At 40.8% G+C, this 17627-nt stretch carries 15 protein-coding genes; 14 read left to right on the forward strand and 1 reads right to left on the reverse strand.

Features of this window, described 5'->3' with window-relative positions; translation table 11 throughout:
* The first annotated feature begins 340 nt into the window (after positions 1-340).
* From G7092_RS19590 to G7092_RS19650, 13 genes are all read left to right on the forward strand, one after another.
* Positions 341-1195 (forward strand): UDP-2,3-diacylglucosamine diphosphatase, encoded by an 855-nt coding sequence (locus tag G7092_RS19590; protein WP_166091577.1) that lies wholly within the window; start codon positions 341-343, stop codon positions 1193-1195.
* A gap of 200 nt (positions 1196-1395) precedes the next feature.
* A complete protein-coding gene (locus G7092_RS19595) occupies positions 1396-2382 on the forward strand; it encodes a glycosyltransferase family protein (protein WP_166091578.1) in 987 nt (328 codons plus the stop codon).
* 160 nt (positions 2383-2542) lie between these two features.
* Positions 2543-3529: a DUF6427 family protein gene (locus tag G7092_RS19600; RefSeq protein ID WP_166091579.1), complete on the forward strand. Its 987-nt coding sequence runs from the start codon at positions 2543-2545 to the stop codon at positions 3527-3529.
* A 45-nt stretch (positions 3530-3574) separates the two neighbouring features.
* The gene (gene purQ / locus G7092_RS19605; protein WP_166091580.1) at positions 3575-4267 is read left to right on the forward strand and encodes a phosphoribosylformylglycinamidine synthase subunit PurQ; all 693 of its coding nucleotides are present in this window, start codon (positions 3575-3577) and stop codon (positions 4265-4267) included.
* Complete coding sequence (locus G7092_RS19610) at positions 4267-5010, forward strand: type III pantothenate kinase (protein WP_166091581.1); 744 nt, start codon at positions 4267-4269, stop codon at positions 5008-5010. The genes purQ and G7092_RS19610 overlap by 1 nt, the downstream gene beginning before the upstream one ends.
* Entirely contained in the window at positions 5003-6343 is a 1341-nt protein-coding gene (gene bamG / locus G7092_RS19615; RefSeq protein ID WP_166091582.1) for a BamG family beta-barrel-assembly machinery protein, read from the forward strand. Before G7092_RS19610 ends, bamG begins: the two co-directional genes overlap by 8 nt.
* A gap of 194 nt (positions 6344-6537) precedes the next feature.
* Positions 6538-7041, forward strand: coding sequence for an LPS export ABC transporter periplasmic protein LptC (gene lptC / locus G7092_RS19620; RefSeq protein ID WP_166091583.1), 504 nt, complete (start codon positions 6538-6540; stop codon positions 7039-7041).
* Between the two features lie 244 nt (positions 7042-7285).
* On the forward strand, positions 7286-9403 hold the full coding sequence (locus G7092_RS19625; protein WP_166091585.1) for a peptidylprolyl isomerase: 2118 nt from the start codon (positions 7286-7288) through the stop codon (positions 9401-9403).
* A gap of 166 nt (positions 9404-9569) precedes the next feature.
* Positions 9570-10085 carry a DUF2480 family protein gene (locus G7092_RS19630; RefSeq protein ID WP_166091705.1) on the forward strand — a complete coding sequence of 172 codons (516 nt, stop codon included), beginning with the start codon at positions 9570-9572 and terminating at the stop codon, positions 10083-10085.
* Between the two features lie 202 nt (positions 10086-10287).
* Positions 10288-11067, forward strand: a complete 780-nt coding sequence (locus G7092_RS19635; protein WP_166091586.1) for a DUF3108 domain-containing protein — start codon at positions 10288-10290, stop codon at positions 11065-11067.
* A 6-nt stretch (positions 11068-11073) separates the two neighbouring features.
* On the forward strand, positions 11074-11637 hold the full coding sequence (locus G7092_RS19640; RefSeq protein ID WP_166091587.1) for a DUF3109 family protein: 564 nt from the start codon (positions 11074-11076) through the stop codon (positions 11635-11637).
* Positions 11638-11856: 219 nt separating this feature from the next.
* On the forward strand, positions 11857-12993 hold the full coding sequence (gmd, locus tag G7092_RS19645) for a GDP-mannose 4,6-dehydratase (RefSeq protein ID WP_166091588.1): 1137 nt from the start codon (positions 11857-11859) through the stop codon (positions 12991-12993).
* A gap of 16 nt (positions 12994-13009) precedes the next feature.
* Positions 13010-14596: a capsule assembly Wzi family protein gene (locus tag G7092_RS19650; protein WP_166091589.1), complete on the forward strand. Its 1587-nt coding sequence runs from the start codon at positions 13010-13012 to the stop codon at positions 14594-14596.
* A gap of 80 nt (positions 14597-14676) precedes the next feature.
* Here the strand turns inward: G7092_RS19650 and dxs are convergent, their stop codons facing one another.
* The gene (dxs, locus tag G7092_RS19655; RefSeq protein WP_166091707.1) at positions 14677-16608 is read right to left on the reverse strand and encodes a 1-deoxy-D-xylulose-5-phosphate synthase; all 1932 of its coding nucleotides are present in this window, start codon (positions 16606-16608) and stop codon (positions 14677-14679) included.
* A 221-nt stretch (positions 16609-16829) separates the two neighbouring features.
* Here dxs and G7092_RS19660 point away from each other — a divergent pair, with 221 nt between their 5' ends.
* Positions 16830-17576 (forward strand): segregation and condensation protein A, encoded by a 747-nt coding sequence (locus G7092_RS19660; protein ID WP_166091590.1) that lies wholly within the window; start codon positions 16830-16832, stop codon positions 17574-17576.
* The last annotated feature ends 51 nt before the right edge of the window (positions 17577-17627 follow it).

Raw genomic sequence — 17627 nt, forward strand, 5'->3', positions numbered from 1 at the left:
CTCATTTAAAGCTCAGGACGACATCCTCTCCAAAGGAGAGGGTAAGGTGAGGCCCCAAAAAATAAATTTTGCACCGAATGAAACCTTTTACATTTAACAGAGTCTTAACAGTAACATAATTTAGTTTACCGACATTTGTTAAAATCATTTTGTGATGAATTTTGAGTATGCGTATTTGGTTGTTATAAGTTTGCTGCTCCTGGTTGGGGCCTTTTATATCAGCCCTTATGAACTGAATGTTAATGAAGACGAAGACGACGAGTAATCGTTTGTTAATCAATTCAATTATATATATTAACCGGCAGCACCTGCCGGATGAGAAATTAACCCCTCTATTTTAATGTCAAAACGCGAAGTTGATATCGTAGTAATATCTGACGTGCATCTGGGTACTTACGGTTGTCATGCTAAAGAATTACTAAAGTATTTAAAAAGTATTAAACCTAAGATGCTTATCCTGAACGGCGATATTATTGATATCTGGCAATTCAGCAAATCGTACTGGCCCGAGGCCCACATGAAGGTGGTGCGCCGCATACTCAAGTTTGTTACCGATGGTATACCCGTACATTACCTCACCGGTAACCATGATGAAATGCTTCGTAAATTCACCGATTTTAACCTGGGATCGTTCCAGCTGCTGAATAAGATTGTACTTAACATCGATGGTAAAAAAGCCTGGATATTCCATGGCGATATATTCGACGTAACTATGCAGCACTCCAAGTGGCTGGCTAAATTGGGCGCAGTGGGGTACGATAGTCTTATTTTGATCAATAGTTTTGTGAACTGGTTTTTAACGGCTTTGGGTCGTCAAAAAATGAGCTTTTCGCAAAAAGTAAAAGCCAGTTTTAAAGAGGCTGTAAAGTTTATCAATCAATTTGAACAAACCGCGGCCGACCTGGCTGTCGATAAAAATTATCAATACGTTATTTGCGGGCATATCCACCATGCCGAGATCAGGACTATTGAAAACACTGAAAAAACCGGCTCCGTTTTATACTTAAACTCGGGCGACTGGGTAGAGAGTCTTACTTCATTGGAGTATTATAAAGGCGAGTGGAATATATTTAAATATAATCCCGACGACTTTAAAACCGATACCGATGAGGATGATAAAACCGATGCCGAAGATTTGGACGCTAAACTGGATGTAAAAAGTTTACTCGAACGTTTTAAACAGGAGCCTCACTGATGTATAGTATCAAGTAGTTAGTATCAAGTATCACGACTTTTAAAAGCAGTATTCAATGTCTGCAAGAAATCTTGATACTTGATACTAACTACTTGCGACTAATTACTAACTTACCCCCCTTATAAAAATATGATGTTTGAAACTGTAACAGAAATGGAGTATTAGCCATCTCAGTTAAAGTAAAAACGCGCTTACTACAAATGAAGATACTTTTTGGCATACAGGGTACCGGTAACGGGCATATAAGCCGGGCCCGTGAAATTGTGCCTTTACTACAGCAATATGGCGAGGTTGATCTGTTAATAAGCGGTACCGAAGCCGAAGTTTCTTTATCGCAGCCCCTTAAATACCGTTTTCACGGCTTTAGCTTTGTATTTGGTAAAAAAGGTGGTGTTGATAACTGGGCAACATTTAAAATTATGAACCTGCCACAGCTTTGGCGCGATATGCACAGCCTGCCTTTGGGTCAATATGATTTAATCATTAATGATTTTGAACCGGTAAGCGCCTGGGCATGCCGCCTGCAAAAAGTGCCGTCGGTATCATTAAGTCACCAGTGCTCCTTTGTTTCGCCCAAAACACCCCGGCCCAAAAAATGGAACTATGCCGAGTGGCTGTTCAAATATTATTCGCCCACCACGCACCATGTAGGCTTTCACTTTGAACGGTACGATGATTTTATCCATACCCCGGTGATCAGGAGCGAGATCCGTGAAATGGAAACCGCCAATCTGGGGCATTATACCGTTTACCTGCCGGCCTATGATGATAAAACCCTGCTGAAACATTTGAGCCAGACCGAGGCCCAATGGCAGATATTTTCGAAACGCCAAAAAACACCCTACCGCTCTGGCAATGTGGAGATATTCCCGGTAAATAATGAGGCATTCAATAAAAGTCTGGCCAATTGCGAAGGCTTGCTTACCGGCGGTGGTTTTGAAGGCCCTGCTGAGGCACTGTTCCTGAAAAAAAAGGTGTTGATGATACCGATGAAAGGGCAGTACGAGCAGCAATGCAACGCCCTGTCGGCATCAAAACTGGGCGTGCCTGTAGTTAGTGAGATCAATGAGGATTTTACCGGTCATTTGAATAACTGGATACAGGATGATAAAAAGGTGATCGTCGATTTTCCCAACGAGACCGCCCAAATTGTTGACGATCTGGTAAAGCGGTACGCGAGGAAGTAGTTTTTTGGGGAGCAAGGATTTTTGGAACAAAGAGCAAGGACAAAAAGAAAAATCATGCCAGCCGCTGGATTCAGCTTATCAAGGGTCAAACATTTAGAAACCCTTACTCCAAAAATCCTTGCTCCAAAATCCTTAATTTTACGCCGCAAACAGCGCACATATGATCAATCTTTTCAGAACTTTTAATCCATTCAACGCTCTATGGCTGGTTATTATATTGTTTTTGTCGCGGGTGGGTTATTTGTTTCATGTTCCGGATAAGCTGGAATTTATTTTTGTAGAGCCCTTTGCGCGCCTGCTGGTACCGGTAGCATATGAATACGCCCTTTCGCCGGCTTTAAATATCTTTTTGGCTGCAGTGCTGGTTTTTATACAGGCGCTATTGTTAAATTACCTCATCAATTTTCATAATTTGCTGGGCAAGCCCACGTTTTTGCCGGCACTCATGTATGTTACCTTATCTGGTTTATTTGCTCCCTTCCTGATACTGAGTGCTCCGCTCATCTGCAATTTCCTGGTAATATGGATGCTGTTTAAACTGTTCAGCCTGTATAAAGGAGAGGATGCCAAATCAACCGTATATGATCTGGGGATGATCGTAGCTTTGGGCTCGCTTATCTATTTTCCGTTTATTTATCTGTTTTTATCTATCTGGATAGCGCTGGTGCTTTTTAAACCCTTTAACTGGCGCGAGTGGGTAGCCGGTATATTAGGATATGCCACCGTGTTTTTCTTCCTGGCGGTTTTTTATTACCTCAATGACCGAATTAAGGACTTTGGCAACATATGGCTTCCGTTAGGAACCAAATTTCCGGATCATATCAGCATTAACTCCTATAATTACCTGCTGCTTATCCCGGTGATCATGATTCTGGTGCTTTGTTTTTTTAAATTGCAGCAAAACTTCTTTAAAAGTTATGTGCAAACCCGTAAATCTTTCCAGTTATTATTCCTTATTTTTCTGATCACTGCTTTTTCATTTTATGTAAACGCGGCTTTTCATTTAAATCACTTTTTGTTGTGTGTGGCGCCAGTTGCTGTGTTTTTTGCCTATTATTTTTTGTATTCAACCCGGAAATGGTTTTATGAAAGCCTGTTCTTATTGCTGCTAATCAGCATTATCTGCTTTCAGTTTAACAAATTTTAACTTTTACATTCGTTCAAATTTCAACGGTTATATTAGTTTTGTAGCATGAAGTTTGGAGTAGTTATATTTCCCGGGTCTAATTGTGATGAAGACATCATATATGTATTAGAAAAAATAATGGGTCAGCAGGTAGTTAGGTTATGGCATAAAGACCATGATTTGCAAGGCGTTGACTTTGTTGTTTTACCAGGCGGTTTTTCTTTTGGCGATTATCTTCGCTCTGGCGCGATATCCCGTTTTTCACCCATCATGCAGGAGGTTATACAATTTGCAGCAAAAGGTGGTTATGTAATGGGCATTTGCAACGGGTTCCAGATATTGACCGAAGCCGGCCTGCTTGATGGCGCTTTATTACACAATGAAAACCGCAAGTTTATTTGCCGCAACATTTATTTAAAACCGCAAACCACTCAATCATTACTTACCGCCCAGCTGGTACAGGATCAGGCTTATAAAATACCTATCGCTCATGGCGAGGGTAATTATTTTGCCAGTGCCGATGTAGTGAAGGCGCTTAATGATAATGACCAGGTATTGTTCAGGTACTGCGATGAGGCTGGTAACATTGTTGCCGATGCTAATCCTAACGGATCAATGGAAAACATTGCCGGTATTTGCAACGCCAACAGGAACGTATTTGGTTTAATGCCTCACCCTGAACGCGCTGCCGACAGTTTGCTGGCCAATGAAGATGGATTGGCTATTTTTGAATCTATATTATCACTAATTAAGGCCTGATGACCAATTTGGTTATCGATATTGGTAATACATATACAAAAATCGCGGTTTTTAAACTGAATGAACTGTTAGCAGTAATGCAGTTTGAAACGGTTGATCCTGATACGCTGGATAATTTTTTGAATAATTATCAGATCAACAGGGCAATAGTGTCATCAGTAAAAAAGCATGTTGAACCATGGCAAACCGGTTTAGAGGCAAAAATGCCGGTAACTTATTTCAACGCGTTAATAAACAGCGGTATACAAAACCATTATTTAACCCCTGAAACACTTGGTACCGATCGTTTAGCAGCTGTTATAGGAGCAAGGTATACCTATCCGGCCTTAAATAGTCTGATAATTACCGGTGGTACTGCGATAACCTATGATTACATTGATGCAGCCGGAAATTATTTTGGCGGCAGTATATCGCCAGGACTAAATATGCGTTATAAGGCTTTGAATTATTATACAGCCGGATTGCCGCTGATTAATACAGACGCCACTTTTAATGAAACATATGGCGGCAGTACCGAAACAGCTATACGTTCGGGGGTGCAAAACGGAATAAAATATGAACTCATGGGGTTTATTGAAAGCTATAAAGCCAACAGTCCCCAACTAAATATTGTGTTAAGCGGGGGCGACAGTATTTTTTTTGATACTCTATTGAAAAATAGCATCTTTGCCCCCTATATTAAAATTGAACCTTATTTGGTTTTAAAAGGATTAAACGCAGCTATACAAAAGCATAATGATTAAATATACCAGGTTTCTTATAACACTTTTATTGGCTGTTAGTTCGTTTGCAGCATTTGCACAATCAACGGCTACCACCAGCTCTCCATACTCCAGATATGGTATAGGCGATATTGATCCGCAGTTAATGCCCCAAAATATAGCTATGGGTGGTATTGGTGTGGCCACTAACAGAATAAGTTTGTTTAACAATATCAATATAGTAAACCCGGCTTCTTACGGTGCTATCAATCTTACTACTATTGATATAGGTATTTACAGTAATTTTTTAACTCTGAGCCAGGCGGGTTCTGCCAGTCAGAAAAACAGTAACTTCAGGTTGAGCCATGTGGCTTTTGCTATACCGGTAACCAAACGTTCGGCCTTAAGCTTTGGTTTGGTACCTTACAGCGAGCGTGGTTACAATTATAAAAACACGGTTAAAGGAAACGGCGCCATACCTGCCGATACCAACCTTACCAATTATACATACAGTGGCGATGGCGGTTTATCAAAAGCATATTTTGGTTATGGTTTTGGTATAGGTAAACACCTGTTAATTGGTGCTAACGTATCTTACATTTTTGGTACCTTAAAAGATATCAGTACTACAGAAATAAACACCAATGTTAACGGAACAATAGTGCCGCTTCCGGGTACAACCAACTCAAAAATCGAATCGAGCAATTCCATAGCCGGGTTGAATTACGATTACGGTGTACAATATTCTGTTGATTTTTCTGATACTAAACACCTTACCTTTGGGTACTCAGGTTCATTAAATTCCAAACTCAATTCTACCAGTAGTTTTATTGTAAGCCAGTATTTTAACGATAACAGTGGTAATGAAGATATTCCGCTGGATAGCGTGATCAATAAGCAAAGTGCTAAAACCAAAATAAAACTTCCGCTAACCAACCGGTTTGGTATATCGTTCCAAAATGATGGCAAGTTCCTGGTAGGCGCTGATTATACCATGAGTAAATGGTCGCAGCTATCTATTGGCGGCGTAAATCAGGGATTACAGGATAGCCGTACGTTTAACATCGGTGGTCAGTATACTCCAAACATTGCTACCTTACGTAACTATCTGGCTTCTGTTGATTACCGTTTAGGGGCTCTGTACGATGAAACTTATATGGTGGTTAATAATACCAGAATTAAGCGTTATGCCGTTACTGCTGGTGTAGGTATGCCATTAAGGCCTAACAACGGTAGTTTCTACAAAATCAATATTTCTGCCGAAGTAGGCAGAAGAGGTTCTCTGGTAAACGGCCTGGTGCGCGAAAATTACGTAAATATCCATTTGGGCTTCACCCTGAATGACAGGTGGTTCCAGAAATATAAATTTGATTAATCTTAGTATTAAGATATCAGATGTGAGATATGAGACATGAGATAAAGGCATTATTTGACCACGTAAAGGTTAAATACAAAGCATCAGATATCAGGATATTTTTGTCCCGTACAATCTTCTGTCTAACATCTCATATCTCATATCTCATATCTATACTATTGCTTGTATTTTTCCTATCATCCTGTGTAAACGATTTGAATAAGGTTAAAGAGATTTCTTCAAACGAGGTAGGCACCATCGTAGAGCCTACCACAGGTGTTGATCTCATTATGAGCGACTCGGCAAAAGTAACCATACATCTGACCGCACCTTTAATATTACAGTACAACCCACAGAATCCTAAAACTACTTATAAAGTAGCGCCTAAAGGGATTAAGATAATTCATTACGACAAGTTGACCCAAAAACAGGATGGTACCATTATTGCCGATACCGGTATACTGCATGCGGGCGAAAAACTTTACGAGTTTCGCAAAAATGTAGTGGCCACCAATGCCCAGGGCGATGTTTACAAATCAGACGAGTTGTTTTGGAATTCGGCAACTAAAAAGGTATACTCTCACAAAAATGTAGAGGTTTTTATGAAAAGCGGGAATGTGATGAATGGAGATGACTTTGAGAGTGATGATACCTTTTTGCACCCCTCTCTTAGGAAAAGTACAGGAGTATTTCATGTAGATGAAAATGGCGCTCAGTAACTGAATAAGTTAAAATTCAAAAGTAAAAATCCAAGACCCCAAAAACGTGTTTGGGTAGGATTTTTTGACTTTTGACTTTTGAATTATTTTGTGTTATAGAATTTTACTAAAAATTGTATCTTGCGCCCTCTTTTGAGCAATAGAAACCGTTGTGAGTTGTCCTCTGGGAAAATAGATTAACGTATAATAGTTTCATTTTGTTTAAAGAATAAGTTACTATAAAGAAAATAATTATAAAAAGTATATGGGTATAATGGGTTATTTGCGCGACCGGATGGGGAAAATTGTTGCCATCCTTATTGGTTTAGCGCTCCTTGCTTTTATTGTAAGTGAGGTTGTAAGGTCAGGCGGCTCTTTTTTCAGAGACGATAATAACGAACTTGCCGTAGTGAACGGTGAAAAAGTGCCTTACGATGAGTTTCAAAAAAAATTGGATCAAAATAGTGCCCAGTTTAAACAGTCTGGGCAGGCTATTTCTCCACAGATCACCAGTTACATACAGGAAACTACCTGGAACCAGGTATTAAGCCAGATGCTGATGAACAAGGAGATTGAAAAATTAGGTATTGTAGTAGGTACCGACGAAAGTACATCTATGGTTAATGGTAATAGCCCTGATCCGCAGATTGCCCGTCAGTTCTCTGATCAGCAAACAGGCCAGTTTGACCGTAACAAGTTAAACCAGTTTTTGAGCTATTTGCAATCGCCAAAGGCTGATCCGAATCAAAAACAAGCGTGGGCTGATTTCTTGACCCAACTGATAGAAGCAAAAAAAGCCACTAAGTATATGGCTTTGGTTACCAACGGTCTGTACGTAAACTCGCTGGATGCAAAAGATGATTATGAAGCCAAAAACAAACTGGTGAATTTTAAATATGCCACATTGGATTATGCTTCTATCCCTGATGCTAAAGTTACCTTAACCGACGAGGATTATAGTACATACTATAACGCGCATAAAGGCCAGTTCAAAAACCCGCAGGATGTACGTTCATTTGAGTATGTAAGCTTTAACGCGGCACCTTCAAAAGAAGATAGCGTTGCTATAAAGGCACAAGTTGATAAGCTGGCTGAGGCTTTTAAAACCAGCACCAATGATTCGCTTTTTGTACAGATCAATTCTGAAACAAAAACACCTGTCAGCTTCCAGAAAAAAGGCGGCCTGGAGCCAAAATTGGATTCGGTGATGTTTAACGCATCCAAAGGTTTTGTGTATGGCCCTTATATTTCAAACGGCAGCTACAAACTGGCTAAGTTAACAGACGAAAAAACAACTTTCGATTCGGTAAGAACGCGTCATATATTAATTAACCCGGCTACTGAAGGTGGTGTGGAAAAAGCAATTGCTAAAGCAGATTCTATCAAGAAGCTGATCCAGGGTGGTAAATCATTTGCCGATCTGGCTGCTACTTTCTCTGTTGATAAAGGTAGTGGGTCTAAAGGCGGTGAGATACCTTCATTTGATGTGAATGGTGCCATGGGTGGCGGTCAGGGTCAAATCACACCTGAGTATACCAATGCTGCTTTTAAAGCGGGTAAAGGCGATCTGATTGTGGTTACTTCACAATTTGGTGTACACCTGATCCAGGTTGAAGATCAAAAAGGATCTGTAAAAGTGGTAAAAGTTGCTGTTGTTGATAAGCCAATCACCGCGAGCAGCAAAACTCAAACCGTAGCATACAGCCATGCACAACAGTTTTTAGGTAACCTTACCAAGGATAACTTTGATGCTGAGGTGAAAAAGGAAGGCTTGAAAAAGAGCGTTGCTGAAGATTTTACAGGTGTAGCCGCCAGCTTACCTGGTCTGGATAATGCACGCGACATCGTAAGATGGGCGTACAAAGCCGAAAAAGGCGATATCACTGATAAAGTATTTACTGTAGGCGATCAGTATGTGGTAACCCGCTTAACCGAAATTAAACCTAAAGGCATCCTGTCTTTAGATGCGGTTAAAAAACAAATTGAACCGGCTGTACGCAATGAAGTGAAGGCTAAGCAACTGGCTGAGAAATTCCAGGGCGCTACAAGCATCGATCAGGCTGCTCAAAAGGCAGGTGTTAAGGTTGTTCCTGTTCAAAACGTAGTTTTTGCCAACCCTATTATCCCAGGCGCTTCATTGGAGTATAAAGTGATCGGTTCTATTTTTGGTTCAAAATTAAACACACTTTCTAAACCGATTAACGGCCAGCAAGGTGTTTATGTATACGTTGTAGATAGTTTCACTAATCCTCCGGCACTTACCAATAACGTAAGAGAGAAACAACAGATAGCCCAGGCGTTAATGCAACGTGCGGCAGGTCAGGTACTGGATGCCTTGAAAGATAATGCAATTGTAAAAGATAACAGGGCTAAACTGTTATAAGAAAATTTTAAAGTAATTTTGTATCCGGGATTAGCCACAGTGCTGTTCCCGGATTTTTTATTTAGTTCATTTGTCCACTGGGTCATTAGTTCATTGGTGCAGAGTTGATAACTTTGCAAAACCATTTTGCTAAGACCAATGAACTAATAAACTAATGAACAAAACCATGGATATACAGGAAAATATAGTGAATAAAGTAGCGCAAAGTGGCTTAGTCACTTTGGATCCGGCTGCTTTTTATCCCGCAGGTGACCGTATTATTTATGATATTAAGGATAATCTGTTCCACGGTTTGATGCTGCGCGAAAAAGATTTCAGGGAATTTATCAAAGAGCACGACTGGGCTCAGTATACCGGTAAAAATGTAGGTATCACCTGCACCGCAGATGCTATTGTACCTGCATGGGCCTATATGCTTTTGGCTAACCGCATGGCTCCATACGCCCGGGAAATTGTTTTTGGTGATGAAGCTGTTTTAGAAACTGTATTGTTTGAAAAAGAAATAGCCAAGGCCGATTTTGAGCAATATCGCGATCAGCGTATTGTATTAAAAGGTTGTGGTGATACTGAAGTACCTGTTTCGGCCTATGTGGAGCTAACTAAAAAGCTAACCCCTATAGTAAAAAGCCTGATGTTCGGGGAGCCCTGTTCAACCGTACCTATCTATAAGCGAAAAGATTAATTTTAGTATCAAGTAGCTAGTATCAAGTATCAAGATTTCTTGCGAGCAGTAGTTGTCCTAAGAGTCTTGATACTTGATACTAGCTACTTGATACTCCTCCACACAATAAAAGCGCAATTAAACCATTTATAGTAAAGCTTTGTCATATCTTCGGCCCGTTATTTGCCGGTGGGTATAATGATATAAGAAGCAATTGCTGTTGATGAGAAAATCCCTTTTTTATACCGTGCTATTCATTTTATGGGGTAGCAAAGTTTTTTCGCAGGAACTAACAAAAATCAGCGAACCTGTTTTTAAAGTAGGCGAAAAGCTAAGCTATAAAATGAAGTATGGTGTATTTACAGCTGCTGAAGCTGATATCCGGGTGGAGGCCAGTGATAAAAAGCTCGACGGCCCTGCCTTTCATTTAATAGCAGAGGGTAAAACAGCAGGCTCCTTTGATTTTTTTTATAAAGTGCGTAATAAGTACGAATCATATGTAGATCAAAATACTCTGATGCCCTATTTTTATACCGAGAACCGGCGCGAAGGGAAATGGAAACATACCGATAACGTGACCTTTGATCACAAAGATGGTAAAGTAAAGGCCGATAAGGGAGTATTTGCATTTAAGGGACAAACATTTGATTTTGTATCAGCCTATTATTTTGCCCGTACTATTGATGTTTCTAAAATGAAAGTGGGAGAGAAGTTTGAGCTGCAGTATTTCCTGGAAGATGGTTTTCATACCATGGGCATCACTTATGTAGGTACCGAAGTAGTTAGTTGTTCGATGGGGAAATTCAACTGTCTTAAATTTAATCCAACAATCATTCCTGGTCGTATTTTCAGAAAGGATAGTAAGTTGTACCTTTGGATAACCAATGACGGCAACAGGATACCTGTAAAGGCGCATGTGGAAGTTATACTGGGCAGTGTTACCATGGATTTGCAGGCGGCAAGCGGCTTGAAGTATCCTTTGAACCCTATAAAAAATAATTAAAAGAATATGATTGAGGTTGGTCATGTATTGGTGCATGAGGATGTGGTGAAAGAAAATTTTGTTTGTAACCTTAACAAGTGTAAAGGCGCTTGTTGTTTAGAGGGCGATTCGGGTGCGCCTTTAAATGCCGATGAGCTTGATATTTTAAAGGAAATATATCCTAAAGTAAAACCCTATCTTACCGAAAAAGGAATCAAAACCATTGAAAAGGTAGGCACTTATGTGAAAGATTTTGAAGGTGATTATACCACGCCTTGCGTTGATGTAAATAAAGAATGCGCTTACGTAATATGGGAAAACGGTGTTACTAAATGCGGCATCGAGAAAGCTTATGAGCAGGGCGCTATCAGCTGGAAGAAACCTATCTCCTGTCATTTATACCCTATCCGCATAACCGCGTATCCTGAGTTTGACGTGTTGAATTATGATCGCTGGAGCATTTGCAGTCCGGCATGTTCATTCGGTGATGAACTTAAAGTACGTGTGCACGAATTTTTAAAAGATCCCCTGATACGCAAATACGGAAAAGATTGGTACCAGGAACTGGAAAATGAAGTATCAGGTATATAAGGGAGCAAGGATTTTTGGAGCATGGAGCAAGGATTTTTGGAATAAGAATAATAGATAATCGCTATCTTTTATTCCAACGGTATTTGTTCTGTCATTGCTCCTTATTCTCCAGATCTTTGTTCTAAAAATCCTTACTCCAAAAATCCTTGTTCCAAAAATCTTAATTCTCATTGTTTTTGGATAATATTGTAACTTATAAGTCATATCCAATAAACACTTATGAAAACAGCTTTAATAACGGGTATAACCGGTCAGGATGGGGCCTATTTGGCCGAATTCTTACTGAAAAAGGGCTATACTGTTCATGGTGTGAAACGGCGGTCGTCCTTATTTAATACCGATCGTATTGATCATCTGTATCATGACCCGCATGAACCCAACATAAAGTTTAAGCTGCATTATGGTGATTTGACCGATTCTACCAACCTGATCCGGTTAGTGCAGGAGGTTCAGCCCGATGAAATATATAACCTGGCTGCGCAAAGCCATGTAAAAGTGAGTTTTGACACACCCGAATATACTGCCAATGCTGATGGTATTGGTACCCTGCGTATCCTGGAAGCTGTGCGGTTATTGGGTCTTACCCAAAAAACAAGGATATACCAGGCCTCCACATCCGAGCTTTATGGTTTGGTGCAGGCTGTTCCGCAAAGTGAAACTACGCCATTTTACCCGCGGTCGCCGTATGCAGTCGCCAAGCTATATGGTTACTGGATCATAGTAAATTATCGCGAAGCATATAATATGTATGCCTGTAACGGTATCCTGTTCAATCACGAAAGCCCTATCAGAGGCGAAACTTTTGTTACCCGTAAAATTACCCGGGCCGCGGCAAAAATAGCGTTGGGTTTGCAGGATTGTCTGTATGTAGGTAATCTTTCGGCACAGCGCGACTGGGGGCATGCTAAAGATTATATTGAAGCCATGTGGCTAATGTTGCAGCAAGAAAAGGCCGAAGATTTTGTAATAGCTACCGGGGTTACTACCACTGTTCGTGATTTTATAAAGATGACTTTCAATGAATTAGGCGTCGAAGTGGAGTTTAGCGGTAAGGATGAACACGAGCGTGGCGTGATTATTGATATTGATGAGGCAAAAGTTAAAGAGCTGGGTTTAAATATAGATGCCCTTAAATTTGGACAAACTATAGTAAAGGTTGATGCCAAATATTTTAGGCCAACCGAGGTTGAACTGTTAATTGGTGATGCCACAAAAGCCTTTGAAAAATTAGGATGGAAACCTAAATATGACCTTCAGGCCCTGGTTACCGATATGATATTATCAGATCTGCACCTGGTTAAAAAGGATGATTATCTGAAAAAAGGCGGTTTTAAAACGCTTAATTACTTTGAATAAAACTTATCAATTCTGCATGAAGAAAATATTTACCTGTGTTATACTATTATTTTTAATAAGTGGGGTTGTAAAAGCACAATCAGTATACCAACCATACTCGTATCAGTTTTATCAGAAACTTGACGCCGATGTTTATTCTACTAAAACCCGCTTACATAGCTCGTTAAAGCCATTTTTTGTTGATGATTCACTTGTAAAGCATCATTACGATTCTTTAATGAATCTTGGCGGGCTTAAAGGAAAATTCTTTACCCAGCATCAGATTGATGTACAGGGGAAAGGCTATACTTTTTACACCGATCTTTTACCTGATTTTAATCTGAGCCGCGATTTTTCCGGTAAGAGGAATACCAATTCGGGCTCCCTGGGATTGCAGGTAGGCGGTACTGTGGGTAATAAGCTATCCTATAACGTTAGTGCTTACGAAAACAGGGCCGTACTGCCAGAGTACCTGTCTACCTATACCAACCAGGTAGGTATAATTCCGGGGCAGGCTTATGCCGCTCTTTATGGCAATGAGTATCGCTGGTCGTACATTACCGCATTGGTATCATATACACCCAATAAATATCTGAATATCACCGCCGGCCGCGATAAAACTTTTATTGGTGATGGCTACCGCTCTGAGCTATTATCAGATTATGCTTCTCCATACCCTTTCGTTAAACTGACAGCTACGTTGGGTAACGTAAGATACATGGCCATGTGGGCTTATTTTAATGATCCGCTATCAGTTAAAGTGGATGGTGGCGATCGTAAAAAATACGGCGTATTCCACTATTTGGACTGGAATGTAAGTAACCGACTGTCATTTGGTTTTTTTGATGCGGTTATCTGGCCGGCTAAGGACGATCTTGGTCATCAACGCGGTTTTGATTTTACTTATATCAACCCTGTTATATTCTTACGGCCTGTTGAGGCAACAAACGGCTCACCGGATAATGCTTTGATTGGATTAACAGGTAAATATAAACTTACAGACGGCGTTACAGTATATGGTCAGTTTGCGCTTGATGAGTTTGAGTCAAAGAACTTTTTCTCCAGCAATGGCAGTTCACGAAATAAATATGGATGGCAGCTTGGTCTTAGAGGTGCAAACCTGTTTAATGTAAGCGGATTAAATTACCTGCTGGAAACTAATAACGTAAAGCCATATACCTATTCAGAACGTAGCTCCATAGTTAACTATTCCGAAAACGGCGAGCCTTTGGCACATCCCTGGGGAGCAAACTTTCGTGAAGTGGTTGGTTTATTAAATTACTCTTATAAAAGATTTGATTTTTCCGGAGAGCTGGATTACGGGCATTATGGTTTGGATATGAATAATCTTAACTATGGAAAAGACATCTTTCAACAATATGTTGACCCGGCAAGAGCTTTTGGCAACTATACCGGCCAGGGCTTAACAACCAATATGGTTTACGTAGAGGGTAAGGTAGCTTATTTGCTAAATCCTAAATATAATCTGCGGTTTGAATTGGGCGGACTTTACCGCTCTGAAAAGAACAGCCAGTTTCATGATAAAACAGGTATGCTGACCTTTGGCATACGCAGCTCGTTCCGGGCTATTTACAATGATTTAGCGAGTTATAAGACCCACTAAAGGGGAGAGTTGATTGGGTTGATTAAGTGAATGGTTATAAAACTTAATCAACCACTCACTTAATCAACTTAATAACTACTTTACGATGCTATAGTATGTGTATTATGCTTGGCACCTAAGCTCCTAACCTGTGCTATAATATGTTGGGCATCATACCCACATTCGGCCCAAAGTTCTGGCTGTTCACCGTGCTCTATGATCTTATCTGGTATGCCCAGGCGTTTTACCAATGTGTTTTGATAGCCATTATCGGCCATGAATTCCAGTATCGCGCTTCCCATTCCCCCTTCAAGGCAACCATCTTCAACAGTAATTACTTTGCTGAATTTTTTAAACACCTCGTGAAGCAAAGTTTCGTCAAGAGGTTTTACAAAGCGCAGATCATAATGCGCGGGATAATAACCTTCGGTATTCAGTTCGGCAGTGGCTTTTACCACTTCGTTACCTATAGCGCCTACGGATAGGATAGCTACCTCGTCACCATCACAAATTTTACGGCCTTTACCAACCGGTATAGCCTTAAACGGACGCTGCCAATCAACCATGACACCATTGCCGCGAGGATATCTGATCACAAACGGACCCATGTTTTCCTGTTGGGCGGTAAACATCAGGTTACGCAGTTCTTCTTCGTTCATAGGGGCCGATACCGTCATATTGGGGATGCAGCGCATAAAAGCCAGATCATAAGCGCCATGATGGGTTGGCCCATCAGCACCTACAAGGCCAGCTCTGTCCAAACAGAATATTACATTAAGATTTTGGATGGCCACATCATGTATCACCTGGTCATATGCCCTTTGCATAAAACTGGAATATATATTACAGAATGGCACCAAACCTTGGGTAGCTAATCCTGCCGAAAATGTTACCGCATGTTGTTCGGCTATACCTACATCAAAAGCGCGGGTAGGCATGGCTTTCATCATGAGGTTAAGCGAGCACCCTGAGGGCATAGCCGGGGTAATACCCATAATTTTAGGATTTTGCTCGGCCAGTTCAATAATGCTGTGCCCAAAAACATCCTGGTATTTAGGAGGCTGTGGCTTGTCGTATTTGGTTTTCTTGATCTCGCCGGTTATCTTGTCAAACAAGCCGGGAGCGTGCCATTTGGTCTGGTCTTTTTCGGCCAGGGCATAGCCTTTACCTTTAGTGGTAATGCAGTGCAGTAATTTAGGACCCGGAATATCGCGCAAATCTTTCAGTACTTTTACCAGGTGATTTACATCATGACCATCAATAGGGCCAAAATATCTGAATTTAAGAGCTTCAAAAAAGTTGCTGCGTTTTAGCAGGGTGCCTTTAATGCTTTTTTCTATCTTCTGCGCTATTTTAAAGGCATCAGGACCGATGGCCGATAACTTGGCCAGTACATGAGCTATATCGTCTCTGAAACGGTTATATGGCTTGGATGTGGTAATATCTGTAAGGTATTCCTTTAAGGCACCCACATTTGGGTCTATCGACATATTATTGTCGTTCAGGATCACCAGCAGGTTTGAGTTTTCAATACCGGCATGGTTAAGTGCTTCAAAAGCCATACCCGCAGTCATGGCGCCATCGCCAATAACGGCAACGTGCTGCCTGTCGGTTTCGCCTTTATAGTGCGAAGCCACCGCCATACCCAGTGCTACCGAAATGGAGGTAGAGGAGTGTCCTACACCAAAGGTGTCATATTCGCTTTCTGAGCGTTTTGGAAAACCACTTAACCCTTTATATACACGATTGGTGTGAAACTCGTCACGGCGGCCGGTCAGTATTTTATGGCCGTAAGCCTGGTGGCCCACATCCCAAACTAATTGATCATAGGGAGTGTTCAGTACGTATTGAAGAGCCACGGTTAACTCTACAACACCTAAACTGGCAGCAAAATGGCCACCGTTTACCGATACCACATCAATAATATACTGGCGCAGTTCCTGGCAAACCTGTTCAAGCTCGCTTTCGTTAAGTCGCTTTAAATCAGATGGATAATTTATTGTTTTTAATAAATCCCCGGCTGGTACCTGCATTGACATTTGTAAGAATATTTAACTTACAAAGTAAGTTATTTATTTATAAAAACAGGTTATCTAAATGCATTTATTGTTGATTTAGTATCAAGTAGCCGGGTTAGTATCAAGTAGCTAGTATCAAGTATCATGACTCCTTTTTTACAATCAGTGAGCATGAAGTATCTTGATACTTGATACTAGCTACTTGATACCAAAAATGTTATTTTTGCAATAGATATATGACCGACGACAGCTTTGCTATAAAATTACCCCAGTTTGAAGGTCCGTTTGATCTGCTGCTTTTTTTTATCGAAAGGGATGAGCTGGATATACATGATATCCCCATAGCCCGAATAGCCGACGATTTTTTAAACTACATACACCAAATGACCAGCCTTAACATGGAGCTGGCCAGCGAATTTATTTTTGTGGCAGCCACCCTGATGCGTATCAAGGCAAAAATGCTGTTACCACGCTATGAGGCTGATGACGCAGGCGACGAAGCTGATACCAAAGAAAACCTGATCAGGAAGCTGATCGAGTATAAAAAGTTCAAGGAACTGTGCGAAGAGATACGCCCCTATGAAGAAGAGCGCTTTAAACAGGAAAAGCGGGGTAATATAAAGCACGACCTGGAGCAGGTAGAAAAGGTTACTCATCCGGGTGAAGAATTATCGGAACTCAGCTTATACAAACTGATGATGGTGCATGAGCGGCTGATGCGAAACTACCTTAACCGCAGCGAAGAGGTAAAACATACCGTGGTTCAGTACCCGTACACTATCGAAAAGCAGAAGAAAGCAGTAGCCGATTTGCTGAAGATTAATAAAATGCTTGATTTTAAAGCGATTGCAGGGCATTCGGAAAATAAGGTGCACTTTGTTTACAACTTTTTGGCCGTATTAGAAATGCTGCAGCAGGAGCTGATTGATATACAGATTGGGTTAGGTTATAATAATTTCTGGATATCAGCCAGGGAGATTTGAGATGTTAGATAGGAGATGCGAGACAAGAAAAGCATAGAGCTTGTTGTTCAT

This window comes from Mucilaginibacter inviolabilis, assembly GCF_011089895.1.
Lineage (GTDB): Bacteria > Bacteroidota > Bacteroidia > Sphingobacteriales > Sphingobacteriaceae > Mucilaginibacter > Mucilaginibacter inviolabilis.

Excerpts from the sequence above, each read along its gene's own strand:
- G7092_RS19590 (WP_166091577.1), top strand. The coding sequence starts at position 341 with ATGTCAAAACGCGAAGTTGATATCGTAGTAATATCTGACGTGCATCTG.
- dxs (WP_166091707.1), bottom strand. The coding sequence starts at position 16,608 with ATGCAGGTACCAGCCGGGGATTTATTAAAAACAATAAATTATCCATCT.
- G7092_RS19650 (WP_166091589.1), top strand. The coding sequence starts at position 13,010 with ATGAAGAAAATATTTACCTGTGTTATACTATTATTTTTAATAAGTGGG.
- G7092_RS19630 (WP_166091705.1), top strand. The coding sequence starts at position 9,570 with ATGGATATACAGGAAAATATAGTGAATAAAGTAGCGCAAAGTGGCTTA.
- G7092_RS19625 (WP_166091585.1), top strand. The coding sequence starts at position 7,286 with ATGGGTATAATGGGTTATTTGCGCGACCGGATGGGGAAAATTGTTGCC.
- G7092_RS19610 (WP_166091581.1), top strand. The coding sequence starts at position 4,267 with ATGACCAATTTGGTTATCGATATTGGTAATACATATACAAAAATCGCG.
- G7092_RS19640 (WP_166091587.1), top strand. The coding sequence starts at position 11,074 with ATGATTGAGGTTGGTCATGTATTGGTGCATGAGGATGTGGTGAAAGAA.
- G7092_RS19600 (WP_166091579.1), top strand. The coding sequence starts at position 2,543 with ATGATCAATCTTTTCAGAACTTTTAATCCATTCAACGCTCTATGGCTG.
- G7092_RS19635 (WP_166091586.1), top strand. The coding sequence starts at position 10,288 with ATGAGAAAATCCCTTTTTTATACCGTGCTATTCATTTTATGGGGTAGC.
- purQ (WP_166091580.1), top strand. The coding sequence starts at position 3,575 with ATGAAGTTTGGAGTAGTTATATTTCCCGGGTCTAATTGTGATGAAGAC.
- G7092_RS19595 (WP_166091578.1), top strand. The coding sequence starts at position 1,396 with ATGAAGATACTTTTTGGCATACAGGGTACCGGTAACGGGCATATAAGC.
- bamG (WP_166091582.1), top strand. The coding sequence starts at position 5,003 with ATGATTAAATATACCAGGTTTCTTATAACACTTTTATTGGCTGTTAGT.
- G7092_RS19660 (WP_166091590.1), top strand. The coding sequence starts at position 16,830 with ATGACCGACGACAGCTTTGCTATAAAATTACCCCAGTTTGAAGGTCCG.
- gmd (WP_166091588.1), top strand. The coding sequence starts at position 11,857 with ATGAAAACAGCTTTAATAACGGGTATAACCGGTCAGGATGGGGCCTAT.